Genomic DNA, 14,119 nt, shown 5'->3' on the forward strand with positions numbered 1-14,119 from the left:
GATAATGTCTGTTGTTGACCCAACATTGCACGGTCGGATGCGCGCCCTCGAAAGGGGTTGTCCGGCTGTCACAACAAGGAAGAAGAATGCCGAAGGGAGTATATCCGCAGCGTGTGGCCAAGGCCGCCCTGGCGGCGATCGCGTGCGCAGTGCTTGCCACGCCGGTATTTGCGCAGAAACGGCCCCAGCCGCAACCCCAATCGCAGTCGCCCGCCATCCCGGGCAACCCCGACGACGCTTTCGTGGCGCTGCGCGAAGCCGCGCGCAAGAACGACGTGGCGCGCACCGACGCCATCTCGGCCACGCTGGTGGACTACCCGATCTCGTCTTACGTCGAGTACTTCCGCATCAAGCCGCAGATGTTCGACGCCAGCGGCCTGGCCCGCATCGACGCCCCTGACGACCAGGTGCGTGCTTTCCTGCAGCGCTACAAGGGCGAGGCCATTGCCGACCGCATGCGCAATGACTGGCTGCTGGTGCTGGGCAAGAAGCGCGATTGGGCCAATTTCGACGCCGAGTACCCGCAGTTCGTGCTCAAGGACGATACGCAGGTCGAGTGCTACGCGTTGCTGTCGCGTGCGCTCAAGGGCCAGAACGTGGCGGCGGACGCACGCGCGGCGCTGAGCGATCCGCGCTACTACGGCGAAGGCTGTGTCGACCTGATCGGCTACCTGGCCCAAAGCAGGCAGATCGAGCCGAGCGACGTGGCCTTCCAGGCACGCCAGGCGCTGGAGCAGAACTATGTGACGCTGGCCGGGCGCATCGCCGCCGCCGCGCCGGACGCGCGCGGCGACAGCAACACGCTCGCCACCGTGGTCAAGATGGCGCGCAGCGATCCCTCCCAGGCCGCGGCCTACCTGAGCGCCAACGCCGGCAGCCTGTCGCGCGACGAGCAGGGCGCCGGCTGGGGCGTGGTCGGCCAGTACGCCGCCAAGAAACTTGCACCCGAGGCGGCCGGCTACTACCGCCGGCAGATGGACCTGGGCGGCAACCAGTGGCTGTCCGACGAAACGCAGGAGTGGCGCGTGCGCGCCGCGCTGCGCCAGGGCGACTGGAAGCAGGTGCGCCAGGCCGTGGAGCTGATGCGCCCCGAGCTGCGCGCCAAGGACCCGGCCTGGACGTACTGGTACGGGCGCGCGCTCAAGGCTGACAACCGCGGCGCCGAGGCCGAGAAGCAGTTCCAGTCGATCGCCGGCCAGTTCAACTTCTATGGCCAGCTGGCCAGCGAGGAACTGGGCAACCGCATCGTGCTGCCGGCACGCACGCAGGTCAGCGATGCCGAGGTCAATGCCATGCGCACCCGCCCGGGCTTCCTGCGCGCGCAGAAGTTCTACGACCTGAGCCTGCGCTTCGAAGGCAATCGCGAATGGAACTGGGAACTGCGCGGCATGACCGACCGCCAGCTGCTGGCCGCCGCCGACTACGCCCGCCGCATCGAGTTGCTGGACCGCGCCGTGAACACCGCGGACCGCACCCAGGCCGAGCATGACTTCTCGCTGCGCTTCCTGATGCCGTATCGCGACATCATGCAGCGCGCCACCGATGACGTGGGCCTGGATATGGCATGGGCCTATGGGCTGGTGCGCCAGGAGTCGCGCTTCATCATGAATGCGCGCTCGTCCGCCGGCGCTCATGGCCTGATGCAAGTGATGCCGGCGACTGCCAAGTGGGTTGCGCGCAAGATCGGCATGACGGACTTCTCACCCGCGATGATGAGCGATCCCAGTATCAATATCCAGCTCGGCACCAACTATATGAGTATGGTGCTGACTGACCTGGACAGCTCCTGGACGCTGGCTTCGGCCGCCTACAACGCCGGCCCGGGCCGTCCCAAGAACTGGCGCTCCAGCTTGCCGCGCCAGGTTGAGGGCGCGATCTTCGCCGAGACCATTCCGTTCTCGGAGACCCGGACCTACGTGAAGAATGTGCTGTCGAACGCCACGTACTATGCTGCATTGATGAGCGGCCGGCCGCAGTCGCTCAAGGATCGCCTGGGCGTGGTGTCGCCGTCGCAGATCACCACGACCAGCCTGCCTTGAGGTGTTAACGCCTTCGAGGCAGCACGGTCTGCAGGCCATGCGGTAGCCGGCGCATGCTCCAGCCCTGGAGCGTGCACCAGTCGTTCCTTGCCGCGGAGAGATCCATGCAGACCAGCAATGTCCTAGTGATCGGAGGGGCCGGCTTTGTCGGCAGCCACCTGGTAGCCCGCCTGGCAGGTGTTGCCACCGCGTCGGCCACGCCGCTGGAGCCGGGCACCGTCGTGGAGCCGCCTCTGGACCCCGAGCGCATCGTGGTTGCTACCCGCGACGCCGAGCATGCGCAGCACCTGCTGCTGCTGCCGCGCGTCGAGGTGATCGAGCTGGACGTGAGGAACGATGCCGCGCTCGACGCCGCCATTGGCACGCTGGGCACCGACGGCATCGTGGTGAACCTGATCGGCATTCTCCATGGCGAACGCGCCGAGCCCTACGGCGCGGCCTTTGCCGCCGCCCATGTGGACCTCACGCGGCGCATTGTCGAGTCTTGCCACCGTACCGGCGTGCGCAGGCTGTTGCACATGAGCGCGCTGGGCGCCGACAGCACCGGCCCGTCGATGTACCTGCGCAGCAAGGGCGACGGCGAGCGCGTGGTGCGCGAGAGCGCCCTGGACTGGACCATCTTCCGTCCGTCCGTGATCTTCGGCCCCGACGACCATTTCCTCAATCTGTTCGCCCACATGCAGCAACTGGCGCCCGTGGTGCCGCTCGCCTGCGCGCATGCCAGGTTCCAGCCGGTGTACGTGCAGGACGTGACGCAGGCCATGGTCAACGCCATGGCGACGCGGGACACCATCGGCCGCGCCTACGACCTGGCGGGGCCGCAGGTCTATACGCTGGAGGAACTGGTGCGTTTTGCGGGCCGCGCCAGCGGCCACCCGCGCCCGGTCCTTCACCTGCCCGACGCCCTGGCCCGCGTGCAGGCAGCCATCCTCGAACACATGCCGGGCGCGCCGGTGATGTCGCGCGACAACCTGGACTCCATGCGGCTCGACAATGTCATGCGGGGGCCGATCGCGCCCGAGCTTGGGCTGGGCCAGCCGGTGGGGCTGGAGGTGGTGATGACCGATGTGCTGGCGGGTCGCGGGCACGAGAGCCAAATGCTGGGACTGCGGCGCAGCGGGTATCGTTGAGCGGCAGGCTGCCCGGCCCGGCTTTGCCCTTCGCATGTGACCAGGATTCACATCGCTGCGAGCGTAATTCGCTTGGAGGCGCTTGGCGCGGCTGGCTACAATGGTTCGTTCGCCGCCGTGCGCTTGCGTGCGCACGCTTCGCGCTGCGGGATCGCCCCGGCCGCGCGCGCTCCCCCACGTTTTCCTGCAAGGATTTTGCGATGAAGCTTGTCATCGGCAACAAGAATTACTCTTCCTGGTCGCTGCGCCCCTGGCTGCTGATGCGGCAGGCTGGCATTGCGTTCGAGGAGGTCAAGGTGCGCTTGTTCGTGGCCGGGTTTGAGCAAGCGATTGCGAAGCACTCGCCCACCGGCAAGGTACCGGTGCTGGTCGATGGCGATACCTCCGTGTGGGACTCGCTGTCGATTGCCGAATACCTGGCCGAGTCCTTTCCCGAGAAGCAGCTCTGGCCGGCCGACCGTGCCGAGCGTGCGCACGCGCGCTCGATCTGCGCGGAGATGCACTCGGGCTTTGGCAACCTGCGCAGCCAGTTGCCGATGAACGTCACCGCGGTGCTGCCCGGCATGGGCTGGAACGTAGCGGTGCAGCGCGATGTGGACCGCGTCGCCGCGATCTGGTCTGACCTGCGCGCGCGCCATGCGGCCACCGGCCCGTTCCTGTTCGGCGCGTTCACCATTGCCGACGCATTTTTCGCGCCGGTGGTCAGCCGCTTTGCCACGTATGGCATTCACCTGCCAGAGGCCGCCAAGCAATATGCGGACTTTATCCTGGCGCTGCCGGCCATGCAGGCGTGGATCGCCGACGCCCGTGAAGAGCGCGATTTCCTCGCCTCCGACGAGCCCTACCGCCTCACCCCCGATCGCGCCGACGCGATCGTGATCAACCATTGAGCTCGTCCATGCAGGTGTATGCCGTAGGCGGCGCCATTCGCGACGCCCTGCTCGGCTTGTCGAGCCAGGACCGCGACTACGTGGTGGTGGGCGCAACCCCGGCCGAGATGGAAGCCCAGGGCTATAAGCCGGTAGGCAAGGATTTCCCCGTTTTCCTCCATCCCCGGACCCGGGAGGAATACGCGCTGGCCCGCACCGAGCGCAAGACCGCGGCAGGATACAAGGGCTTTTCGTTCTATTGCGCGCCGGACGTGACGCTGGAAGACGACCTGGTGCGGCGCGACCTCACCATCAACGCCATGGCGCGGGCGGTGGACGATGACGGCGCGCTCGCGGGCCCTGTGATCGATCCCTACGGCGGGCAGCGCGACCTTTGTGCACGGCTGTTTCGCCATGTGTCGGACGCCTTCGCCGAAGACCCGGTGCGGATCCTGCGCGTGGCGCGCTTCGCCGCGCGTTTCCATGATTTCGCGGTAGCCCCCGAGACGCGGGTGCTGATGCGCCGCATGGTTGAAGCCGGCGAGGTCGACGCGCTGGTGGCCGAACGCGTCTGGCAGGAACTCGCGCGCGGCCTGATGGAGGCACGGCCTTCGCGCATGTTCGAGGTGCTGCGCGAATGCGGGGCGCTGGCGCGGCTGCTGCCCGAGCTGGACCGGCTATGGGGCGTGCCGCAGCGGGCCGACTACCACCCGGAGGTGGATACCGGCGTGCACGTGATGATGGTCGTGGATACCGCCGCCGCGATGGGCGCCTCGCTGCCGGTGCGCTTTGCCGCGCTGATGCACGACCTGGGCAAGGGCACCACGCCCGAGGATGTGCTGCCGCGTCATATCGGGCACGAGCAGCGCAGCGTGGCATTGCTTGAGGCGGTTTGCAAGCGGTTGCGCGTGCCGACTGACTGCCGTGACCTGGCTGTGGTGGTGGCGCGCGAGCATGGCAATATCCATCGCTCCGAGGCGTTTGGCGCCGCCGCGCTGACGCGTTTGCTGGAGCGGTGCGATGCATTGCGCAAGCCGGCGCGGTTTGCGCAAGCGCTGCAGGCATGCGAGGCGGATGCGCGGGGACGGCTTGGGTTTGAGGACCGGGAGTATCCGCAGACGGCGCGGTTGATGATGGCGCTGGAGGCAGCGGCTTCGGTGGACGCCGGGGCCGTGGCGCGGGAGTGTGCTGGGGATCCTGGGTTGATCAAGGATCGGGTGCATGTGGCGAGGGTGGCGGCAGTGGCGGTTAAGGTTGGGGGGTAGGGGGCTCTGGCAACTGCAACTGCAACGGCTTAACGTCAACTTCAACTGCAGTTTCACCACCCCTGCGGGGCGGCGACCTACTTTTTTGTCTTGCCAAAAAAGTAGGCAAAAAAGGCGCGCCGGATGGGGCGACACCCCCTCGGGATTTCACGAAAAGAGCGGCCGGGACCCAAACTCGCATCGCCTTAAGGCGATACTCAGACATGGGTCCCTCTTTTCCGCTCTTTTCGTGAAATCCCGAGGCGCCCCATACGGCCTGGGTGAACCTTCACGGCTCGCTTCGCATCGCGCTTGGGTGTTCCCCGCCTGGGGCGGGTCACACGGCTACACTGAATCGATGCTCTGATTCTCCCGCTGGTTCCAGGTGCCCATGCGGGCTTGCCCTGCCGGATTCAGACCGGCAGTCCCTTGGCACGCAGCGCGGCATCGAAGCGCTCGGGGTCCGAGGTGCCGGCGGCGTTGTCGGCGCGGATCTTTGCTTCCTTGCGCAGGTGGGCACGGGTGCGCTGCAGGAGGTCGGCGGCTTCGGCTGCCGGCACCGCGATCACGCCGTCCGCGTCGCCCACGATCAGGTCGCCTGGCATCACGGCCATGCCGGCGCATGACACCGGCACGTTGACCTCGCCGGGGCCGTCCTTGCTCGGGCCGCGGTGGGTGTGGCCGCGCGCGAAGATGGGCATGCCGTCTTCGGCCCACTCCAGCACGTCGCGCACGGCGCCATCGATCACCAGCCCGCCGAGCTGCCTGGCCACGCACGTGGTGCGCATCAGGCCGCCAACCAGTGCCTGCGTGATGTCGCCGCCGCCGTCGATCACCAGCACATCGCCGGGGCGGACCATCATCAGCGCCTTGTGAATCATCAGGTTGTCGCCCGGGCGCACGCGCACGGTCACGGCCGGCCCGCACAGCACGGTGTCGGGGCGGCGGTGATACGGGCGCAGGCCGATGGTGCCGATGTTGCGGCTCATGGCATCCCCAATGGCGGCCACCGGCATCTCCCGGAAGGCCGCGACGATGTCTGGCGCGGGGCCGGCGGCGCAAGGGTTGATCCGGTAGCCCGCGGGCCATGCCTGGGTGGCTTCGTTGCTCATGTCAGTGTTCCTGGTGTCGTGCTGTTGTGTGGAGCGCGGTGTTACGCGCCGAGCGCGGCGAGGACCTGCGGATTGACGCAGGCGGTGGCGGCGGGCGGCTTGCCTTGCAGGAAGCCGAGCACATTGCGCGCGGCATCGCTTGCCATTGCCGCCAGCGCCGCAGGCGTGGAGCCACCCACATGGGGCGTGAGCACCACGTTGTCCAGCGCGGACAGCGGGCTGTGCGCGGGCAGCGGCTCGACGGCCATGGTGTCCAACCCGGCCGCGTAGAGCTGCCCGCTTTGCAGCGCGGCTACCAGCGCGGCCTCGTCCACCACCTCGCCGCGCGCGGTGTTGATCAGGATGGCGCCGCGCCGCATCCGCGCGAACTGCGGCGCTGCCAGCATGTTGCGGGTGTGCTGGTTCAGGGGCACATGCAGGCTCAGCACATCGCTGGCCGCAAGCAGCGCGTCGAGGGAATCGGCGAGCGCAACGCCTGCGACAGGGCTGGCGCGCCCGGCCAGCGCCGGATCGAACGCCACCACCGGCATGCCGAGCGCCAGGCAGACGGTGGCCACGCGCCGGGCGACCTGCCCGAAACCAACCAGCCCCAGCGTGCGGCCATGCAGTTCGATGCCATCCTGCGCGCGCGACCACCGGCCGGCATGGAGCTCCCGGTCCATCCACGCGACGCGCCGCGCCGCCGCGAACATCAGGCCAAGCGTGAGCTCGGCGACCGACCGGGCGTTGGCGCCTGGCGTGACATAGACGGGAATGCCGCGCGCGGTGGCGGCTTGCACATCGATATTGCTGACGCCCACGCCGTGCTTGGAGATGACCTTCAGCGTGGGGCATGCCGCGATGGCGGCGCCGCTCAGTGCGACCGTGCGCGAGATGACTGCGTCGACGGGCTCGGCGGCGAGGGTGCGTGCCAACTCGCCAGCATCGCTGACGCCGTTCGCATCGGCAAGGTAGAGAATCCGCGCGCCCGCTGCTTCCAGGAGGCGGACGCCGGCCGGAGCCAGGCGAGGGGCGGTGACGAGTACGGTAGTTGGCATGGCGCTCAGGCTGGTCATGGCATTGGGCAAAGGCCCGGTGCGATGCCGAATTCTTGCTCGATCAATAGTTTCCGTCCAGCTTATAATTTTTCAAATTTATTCAAAAAAAGTAATCAGTCAGGGCTGCCCTGGCAGCACGCTCCCATGGACCTTCGCGATCTCAAGTATTTCCTTGCCGTGGCCGGCGCGGGCAACTTCCGCCGCGCGGCCGAGCTGGTGCACCGCAGCCAGCCCACGCTCACCAAGGCCATCGACAGGCTGGAGGCGTCGCTCGGCGCCGAGTTGTTCGAGCGCGAGGGCAGAGGGCAAAAGCTCAGCACGGCCGGCATCGCCCTGCGTGCGCGCGCCACGTCGCTGCTGCAGGAGGCCGACTTGCTGCGCGACGAGGTAGGCGCCATCGCGCGCGGCGTGGCTGGCACAGTGCGCCTGGGCAGCGGGCCGCTCGGTGCGGAATACCTGCTGCCGCGGATTTGCAGCATGCTGCTCGGGCAAGCCGCCAACGTGATGCTGCAGCTCACCATCCGCAACAACTACGAGTTGCGCGACGAGCTGCGCGAGGGGCGGCTGGACCTGGTGCTGGGCTTCGTGCCCGACGAGGAGGAGGAGTTTCGCTGCGAGACGCTGCTCAAGGACACCGTGGTGGTGGCCGCGGTGACGGGCCATCCGATCCTCAAGACCCGGCGCGTCACGCTGGACAAGCTCGCCGGCTATCAGTGGGCGCTGCCCAACCGCGCGGTGGCCAGCCGGACCTGGCTGGACCATGCCTTCGAATCGCACGACCTGCCCCGGCCCGTGGCGCAGATCGAGACCAACTCCATCCCGCTGATCCCGCGCGTGGTCGCTGACACCGAATTGCTGACCTTTGTCTCGCGGCGCACCTTGCGCGCTAGCGGCGGACAACTGGAGGAGGTGCCGCTGGCGGCGACCACGCTGGTGCGCAATTTCGGTGTGACCTATCGCAAGGATATGGGGCTATCGCCGGCGGCCGGACGGCTGATTGCCCTGCTGCATGACCATGGGAGCAGTTTGTTCAACCAAGTGGATTAGTCTGGCTTGCCCCGCGACGAACGCCTGGTAGCGAGATGCGAGTCGCCCCGGCTGCGCCATGAACACTTCCAGGTGACGACGGATTTCGTCATGGCGCATCTGGCCGCACGCAAGGCGGCGGGGACGGGGAAGGCGAGGGTGAAGAAGCCGGCTGCGGTACGGCTAGTGCTGCTTCTACTCAGCCTCGGTGTTATGGATAAAGTACGGCGGCACATCCGGCCCCCACTGGTACAGCGAGTCTTCCGGCGGGTAGTCGCCGGCCGGCCATGCGTGGCCGGCGGAGATGTAGTCGATGTCAGCCGAGTACTCGCAGAACGAGCCCCAGGGATCGCGCACGTAGTGGAAGAAGTTCGAGCCCAGTACATGGCGCCCGGTGCCCCAGCCTTCCTTGTAGCCAGCGACCGCCATCTGTCCCGCGCCCTGGCCGACTTCGTCGACGCTGGCCACATCCCATGCGGCATGGTGCCAGCCGCGCGCCGAGCTCTTGGCGAAGGCCAGCAGGTGATGGTCGCAGCCGTGCGGCGCGTGGAGGAAGGCGATGCCGTCGCCCGAGCGGTCGGACAGGCGCAGGCCTAGCGTGTCGTTGTAGAACGACACGGCGCGGGATACGTCCGGCGTGAACAGCAGCACGTGCGACAGGCGCCGCGGGCGGACCTTGCCGACCTGGTCGCGGAAGGCCGCGCCGCGCATGTCCGCCGGGCCGTGGATGTCCTTCAGCGGGTTTTTCGCGCTGGGCGAGGTCTTGGGCCCGATCTTGACCTGGATCAGGTTGCCGTCGGCATCAAGGAACCACAGCCCTTCGGTCGTCGCATGGGCGGCGCCGCTGGCAAACGTAACGTTGGCGGCGAGCAGCTTCCGGCGGATGCCTTCGAAATCCCCCGCGAAACAGTTGAAGCTCAGGTAGGCCAGGGCCTTGCGCTCGCCCGGGAAGTACCGGGCCCAGACCCATCCATCCTGAGCGAGCACTTCCAGCGTGTCGTCCTGCCTGACAACCGTCAGCCCGAATGCGCCAAGGAAGTGCTCCGCGGCGCTCAGGTCCGGCACTGTCAGTGCGTAGTGGTCGAGCGAATGCACGGCGGGTTCGCGCTCGCGGGCCTCATTGTTGTCTTCCATTCGTCTCCTCCGCTGGTCGCGTGGCGTCAGGCGGCCCGGGCGCATCAGCAGCTTGGGCTCGCACGCCCAGCCGATGCCGCTGGGCGTGCCAGTCACGATCACGTCGCTTTCGTTGGTCTATGCTAGGCGAAGATATGTACAAGAACTATTTTTATAGAATGTTTGGGCAGGGCGCCCCACTTTGTCGGCTGTTGGGCACATGGCCCGTTGCCGGTGCTGGCAAGGGTTGCGGGAAGGTGCTAGCGCGGGCGTTCGCGTTCTTCTGGCAAACCGGCTCAAAGATCCAGCTGCAGCGGCACGACGGCGTCGTTGCCGTTGGCATCCACCGCCGCTGGCACCGCGCAGCAGATCAGCGCCTCGCCCTGCGCCACGTCGAACTCCGGCGCTTCGGCGTAGGCCACCGAGCCCTGCAGCACACGCGTGCTGCACGAGCCGCAGCTGCCGCCTCGGCAACCGAAGGCCGGCGCCAGGCCGCGCTGTTCGGCCAGCGCCAGCAGCGAGCCGCCGCCGGGCGTCCAGCGGGCTTCCTTGGCCGATTGCACGAAAGTGACCGGCACGGGCTGCAGCGCGGGCCTGGCTGTAAGCACTGCCGGGCGGCCGGCATCGCGCTTGCGCGCCAGCGACGATGCGCCAAAGGCTTCCGCATGGATGCGTGAATCGGCGATGTTGAGCGCGCGCAGGCCATCGTAGAGCGATTGCATGAACGCGGTTGGCCCGCACAGGTAGAAGTCGTAGTCGTCGAGGGGCAGGCGCGCGCGCAGCAGGTCGATGTCAATGCGCCCGGACACGTCGTAGTCCTTGACCCGGGTGGCGTCCTTCGGGTCGCTCAGCAGGCGCACCAGTTCCACCGCGCCGCCGGCGCTCTCGGTGAGCGCCGCAAGCTCCTTGCTGAAGGCGCGCTCGGCCACCGTGCGCGCCGAGTGGAAGAACCACGTCGGGCGGACCCGGCGCTTGCGCAGGCCCTCGTAGACGATATGGCGGAGCATGGCCAGCATCGGCGTGACACCGATGCCAGCGGCCAGCAGCACGGCCGGCCTGCGCTCGGCAGCATCGATGGTGAAGGCGCCGGCCGGCGCGCGGGCTTCGATCATATCGCCGACCTTGACGTTGTCGTGCAGGTGGCGCGACACAGTGCCTTCGCGCTTCACGCTGATGCGGTACACATCGTCCGCCGGCGACACCGACAGCGTGTAGGTGCGCATCACCGGCTGCGCTTGGCCCGCCAGCGTGACGCGAATCGGCAGGAACTGGCCTGCCAGATGCGCCACGCGGCCGGCGCCGTCAGCGGGCTCCAGGTGGAAGGAACGGATCACGCTGCTTTCATCGACGATGCGCGCAACGCGCAAGGGCCGCCACGCGTTGGCCAGCGCCGCGGCGCGCTGGCGGCTGCCCGCTTCGTCCCAGCTGCCGGTCATCAGCGAGTTCGGCGATGCGCCATCGGCTTGCGGCTGCCAGCGCAGCGGCAGTGCTTCGTCGCGGCGCACGATCTGTTCAGGCTGGAAGCGCCACAGGCGTTCCGCGCCCTGGAAGGCGGCGATCTCGGGCGAGTCCAGGATGACCTCGGCCTTCCCGGAAAGCTGGAGCAGTTCGCCGGTGCTGAAGTCGGCAAAGACGAGGCCGGCGATGGGGTTGACCACGAAGTTGCCAAGCGTGTTGAAAAACAGGTTGCCGGCAAAGTCCGGAATGGTCAGGCCGCCGTGCGCATCGATCCGGACAAAGCCGGGCTTGCCGCCGCGATGCGACACATCCACCTGGCGCCCGCCCTCTTCAAGGTCCACGTAGGACGCGACGAAGAACGTGTCAGAGGAGCCAATCAGCGCGCGCGCGCGCGCATCCAGTGCGGTGAGGTGCGCCGCCGCCGGTGAGCGCGCGCCCGGCGTGCCCGGCGTGCGCGCGAATTCAAACACGCGCTTCTGGATGTACTGCGGGCAGTTGCCGAAGCTCTGCTCCACGTCGATCCGCAGCACGCCATCGCCGTCGCCGCGCCGTGCGGTGCCGTTCATGCGGTTGCGCCGGCGGGTCAGCAGGTCGATGCCCAGCAGGCCGATGGCGCTGCCGTCTTCCATGCCGGCGTCCGCCGGGTCGGCGGGCTCGCTGGCCATGGCGATGTTCAGCGTGGTGGCGTCCGGCGAGTGCAGGAAGCCCGGCTGCCCGGCGCGCAGCGTCGCCCACACCCGGCCATCCGGCGCGACCGCGCCCAGCACCACCATTGGCAACTGTGCAAAGAACTCGCGGTGCTGGTCGGGCATGTAGTCGCGCACCACGCGCCGGCCGACGTCCTCCATGCGCCCGGCAACGCCTGCGCGTGCCTGCAGGCTACGCTCGCCGGCGTGCCAGGGTTGTGCGGGAGCATGGGTGGCTTGCGTGGATGGCTGGGCTTGGGTGGGCATGGCGGGTGCTCCTTGCTGTGCGGCAATCGGTGGCCAGGCCAATGGGCCGGCGTGCTGATCAGGCGGCGGCGAGGCCGGCCGGCGTGTGCTTGAACTCCACAAAGCCCGGCAGGGCTTCGATGCGTTGCAGCCAGGCCTTGACGTTGGTGTAGCCCGACAGGTCGACAAAGCCCTCGGGCGCCCGGGCGATGTAGCTGTACAGCGCAACATCGGCCAGCGTGGGGTGGCTCGCGGCCAGCCACTTGCCCTTGGCCAGCACGTCGTCAACGCGCTTGAGGATGACGTGCGCGCGGGCAATCACTTCCTTGGCGTTGTAGGGGGCGCCGAACACGGTGATGAGGCGCGCGGCGGCCGGGCCGTAGGCGATCTCGCCCGCTGCGACCGACAGCCATTTCTGTACCGCGGCGGCACCGGCGGGCGATTCGGGTAGCCAGTCCGTCTTGCCGAACGTCTTGGCGAGGTACACCAGGATGGCGTTGGAGTCGGTGATCACGGTGTCGTTGTCCACCAGCACGGGCACCTGGCCGAACGGATTGAGCTTGAGGAACTCGGGGGCCTTGTGCGCGCCGTTGGCCAGATCGACCTCGATCGCTTCGGCATTGGCGCCGATCAGCGACAGGAACAGGCGGACGCGGTGCGAATGTCCGGAGAGGGGGTGGAAGTAGACTTGCATGGCGGCGATCCTCGGCGTGTTGGGTGAATGGCGCCGCCCGGTGGCGGCGAGCACAGGGTCCGGAGGGTTCTTGACGGGTTCTTGGCGAGTTTTTGGCGGGTTCTTGGGAGAAGGCCCGCCTGCGCCGTGTCCGGTCCGTGTGCTTGGATGGATCATAGGTGCGTCCCGAAGCACGAAAAACGGCCCCGGCGAGAAGGCACTATTCTCGTTGCGAGAAGAATCCGGGCGCCTGGCGCCCCCCGTCAGCCTGCCGGTGCGTTTAGCGTCGTGTCCGCGCGCAGCGTTTCGATGGCGAGGTCCAGGAAGGCGCGGACCTTGCGCGTGGCATGGCGGCCTTCCCGGTGGATCACGTTGATGGGCAGGGGCGGCGGCTCCATGTCGGCCAGCACGACACGCAGCGAGCCGTCGCGCAGTTGCCTGGCCACCTGGTACGACAGCAACCGCACGACGCCAAAGCCGGACACGGCGGCGGCAATCGCGGAGTCATTGGTGGTGGTGGTCAGGCGCGGTTGCAGCCGCGTGACGACGGGCGTGCCGTCGCGGTTGAAGCGCCACTCCGCCGTGTTGTTGGCGCCATTGGGCAGGATGGTCGCATGGCCGGCGAGGTCGTGCGGGGTTTGCGGCGCGCCGTGCCTGGCCAGGTAGGACGGCGCCGCGCACACCACGCGCCGCACCTGGCCCACGCGCACGGCTTGCAGTGACGAATCCGGCAGCGTCCCGATGCGGATGCCCACGTCGATGCCTTCATCGACCAGGTTCACGATCCGGTCCAGGAACAGGCAGGTCGCGTCGACCCCCGGGTAGCGGTTCAGGTATTCGGTGACGATCGGCATCACGTAGGCGGCGCCAAACAGCACGGAAGCCGTGACGGCAAGCTGGCCGCGCGGCGCGGCATGCGCGCCCGTGGCAGCCAGCTCGGCTTCGTCGATCTCGCCCAGCAGGCGGCGGCAGCTCTCGAAGTAAGCCGCGCCGGTGTCGGTCATGCGGACCAGCCGCGTGGTGCGGGTCAGCAGGCGCACGCCCAGGTGCGTCTCCAGCTCGTTGACGACGCGGCTGACCACCGATAGCGAGATATCCAGCTTGCGCGCGGCGGCGGTGAAGCCGCCTGTCTCCACCACGGTGACGAAGGTCTTCATGGCCTGCAGTCGATCCACGCCAGCTCTCCCGGCCCGTGCGGGCGCTTGATGATGTGGCGGAGTATATAAGGACTGGTACGGCGCCGTGCCGGGGCGGCGCATGGACGCGCTGGCCCATAAAAAAAGCCATTCCGAAGAATGGCTTTTTACACCCCGCGACATCCACACCACGTTGCTCCTGCCCCGTTGGCTCTATGGCCGGCGTAGGCAATGCTGGAGTCACGCTGCGAAGACCGGCAAGCAAGTCGTTCCAGGCGGCAATGCCGCTTGTGGCCCAGCTTTCGGATTTACTAACTTATGCGCTGCAACTTGTCACGCGACGGATGATA

General features: G+C 67.8%; 11 protein-coding genes. 5 read left to right on the top strand and 6 right to left on the bottom strand.

Annotated features, from left to right (window positions below; genetic code table 11):
* The first annotated feature begins 86 nt into the window (after window positions 1-86).
* The 4 genes from AC1RWI_RS00540 (at window position 87) to AC1RWI_RS00555 (ending at window position 5,303) form a co-directional block, all read left to right on the top strand.
* A complete protein-coding gene (locus AC1RWI_RS00540; protein WP_043343169.1) occupies window positions 87-2,039 on the top strand; it encodes a lytic transglycosylase domain-containing protein in 1,953 nt (650 codons plus the stop codon).
* A gap of 104 nt (window positions 2,040-2,143) precedes the next feature.
* Window positions 2,144-3,169: a complex I NDUFA9 subunit family protein gene (locus tag AC1RWI_RS00545; RefSeq protein ID WP_492863806.1), complete on the top strand. Its 1,026-nt coding sequence runs from the start codon at window positions 2,144-2,146 to the stop codon at window positions 3,167-3,169.
* Between the two features lie 200 nt (window positions 3,170-3,369).
* On the top strand, window positions 3,370-4,059 hold the full coding sequence (locus AC1RWI_RS00550) for a glutathione S-transferase family protein (RefSeq protein ID WP_492863808.1): 690 nt from the start codon (window positions 3,370-3,372) through the stop codon (window positions 4,057-4,059).
* A gap of 8 nt (window positions 4,060-4,067) precedes the next feature.
* Window positions 4,068-5,303, top strand: a complete 1,236-nt coding sequence (locus AC1RWI_RS00555; protein ID WP_492863810.1) for a multifunctional CCA addition/repair protein — start codon at window positions 4,068-4,070, stop codon at window positions 5,301-5,303.
* Window positions 5,304-5,695: 392 nt separating this feature from the next.
* Here AC1RWI_RS00555 and AC1RWI_RS00560 read toward each other — a convergent pair whose 3' ends face one another.
* Together AC1RWI_RS00560 and AC1RWI_RS00565 are read right to left on the bottom strand one after the other, a co-directional pair.
* Window positions 5,696-6,394 (bottom strand): RraA family protein, encoded by a 699-nt coding sequence (locus AC1RWI_RS00560; RefSeq protein ID WP_492863812.1) that lies wholly within the window; start codon window positions 6,392-6,394, stop codon window positions 5,696-5,698.
* Between the two features lie 41 nt (window positions 6,395-6,435).
* On the bottom strand, window positions 6,436-7,431 hold the full coding sequence (locus tag AC1RWI_RS00565; protein ID WP_492863814.1) for a hydroxyacid dehydrogenase: 996 nt from the start codon (window positions 7,429-7,431) through the stop codon (window positions 6,436-6,438).
* Window positions 7,432-7,575: 144 nt separating this feature from the next.
* Between AC1RWI_RS00565 and AC1RWI_RS00570 the strand changes: the two genes are divergently transcribed.
* Complete coding sequence (locus AC1RWI_RS00570) at window positions 7,576-8,478, top strand: LysR family transcriptional regulator (RefSeq protein WP_492863816.1); 903 nt, start codon at window positions 7,576-7,578, stop codon at window positions 8,476-8,478.
* 174 nt (window positions 8,479-8,652) lie between these two features.
* Here AC1RWI_RS00570 and AC1RWI_RS00575 read toward each other — a convergent pair whose 3' ends face one another.
* The 4 genes from AC1RWI_RS00575 to AC1RWI_RS00590 all read right to left on the bottom strand — a co-directional run bounded on the left by AC1RWI_RS00575 (window position 8,653) and on the right by AC1RWI_RS00590 (window position 13,808).
* A complete protein-coding gene (locus AC1RWI_RS00575) occupies window positions 8,653-9,591 on the bottom strand; it encodes a VOC family protein (RefSeq protein ID WP_492863818.1) in 939 nt (312 codons plus the stop codon).
* A gap of 275 nt (window positions 9,592-9,866) precedes the next feature.
* Window positions 9,867-11,981: a 2Fe-2S iron-sulfur cluster-binding protein gene (locus AC1RWI_RS00580; RefSeq protein WP_492863820.1), complete on the bottom strand. Its 2,115-nt coding sequence runs from the start codon at window positions 11,979-11,981 to the stop codon at window positions 9,867-9,869.
* A 58-nt stretch (window positions 11,982-12,039) separates the two neighbouring features.
* Window positions 12,040-12,654, bottom strand: coding sequence for a glutathione S-transferase family protein (locus AC1RWI_RS00585; protein WP_492863822.1), 615 nt, complete (start codon window positions 12,652-12,654; stop codon window positions 12,040-12,042).
* A gap of 242 nt (window positions 12,655-12,896) precedes the next feature.
* Window positions 12,897-13,808, bottom strand: a complete 912-nt coding sequence (locus AC1RWI_RS00590) for a LysR family transcriptional regulator (protein ID WP_492863824.1) — start codon at window positions 13,806-13,808, stop codon at window positions 12,897-12,899.
* Window positions 13,809-14,119: the final 311 nt, after the last annotated feature.

The sequence above is a fragment of the Cupriavidus sp. MPR-AND1C genome, from assembly GCF_058809705.1.

Bases quoted from the DNA above. Each gene is read 5' to 3' on its own strand.
- AC1RWI_RS00550 (WP_492863808.1), top strand. From the start codon at position 3,370: ATGAAGCTTGTCATCGGCAACAAGAATTACTCTTCCTGGTCGCTGCGC.
- AC1RWI_RS00545 (WP_492863806.1), top strand. From the start codon at position 2,144: ATGCAGACCAGCAATGTCCTAGTGATCGGAGGGGCCGGCTTTGTCGGC.
- AC1RWI_RS00540 (WP_043343169.1), top strand. From the start codon at position 87: ATGCCGAAGGGAGTATATCCGCAGCGTGTGGCCAAGGCCGCCCTGGCG.
- AC1RWI_RS00585 (WP_492863822.1), bottom strand. From the start codon at position 12,654: ATGCAAGTCTACTTCCACCCCCTCTCCGGACATTCGCACCGCGTCCGC.
- AC1RWI_RS00580 (WP_492863820.1), bottom strand. From the start codon at position 11,981: ATGCCCACCCAAGCCCAGCCATCCACGCAAGCCACCCATGCTCCCGCA.
- AC1RWI_RS00575 (WP_492863818.1), bottom strand. From the start codon at position 9,591: ATGGAAGACAACAATGAGGCCCGCGAGCGCGAACCCGCCGTGCATTCG.
- AC1RWI_RS00555 (WP_492863810.1), top strand. From the start codon at position 4,068: ATGCAGGTGTATGCCGTAGGCGGCGCCATTCGCGACGCCCTGCTCGGC.
- AC1RWI_RS00570 (WP_492863816.1), top strand. From the start codon at position 7,576: ATGGACCTTCGCGATCTCAAGTATTTCCTTGCCGTGGCCGGCGCGGGC.
- AC1RWI_RS00560 (WP_492863812.1), bottom strand. From the start codon at position 6,394: ATGAGCAACGAAGCCACCCAGGCATGGCCCGCGGGCTACCGGATCAAC.
- AC1RWI_RS00565 (WP_492863814.1), bottom strand. From the start codon at position 7,431: ATGCCAACTACCGTACTCGTCACCGCCCCTCGCCTGGCTCCGGCCGGC.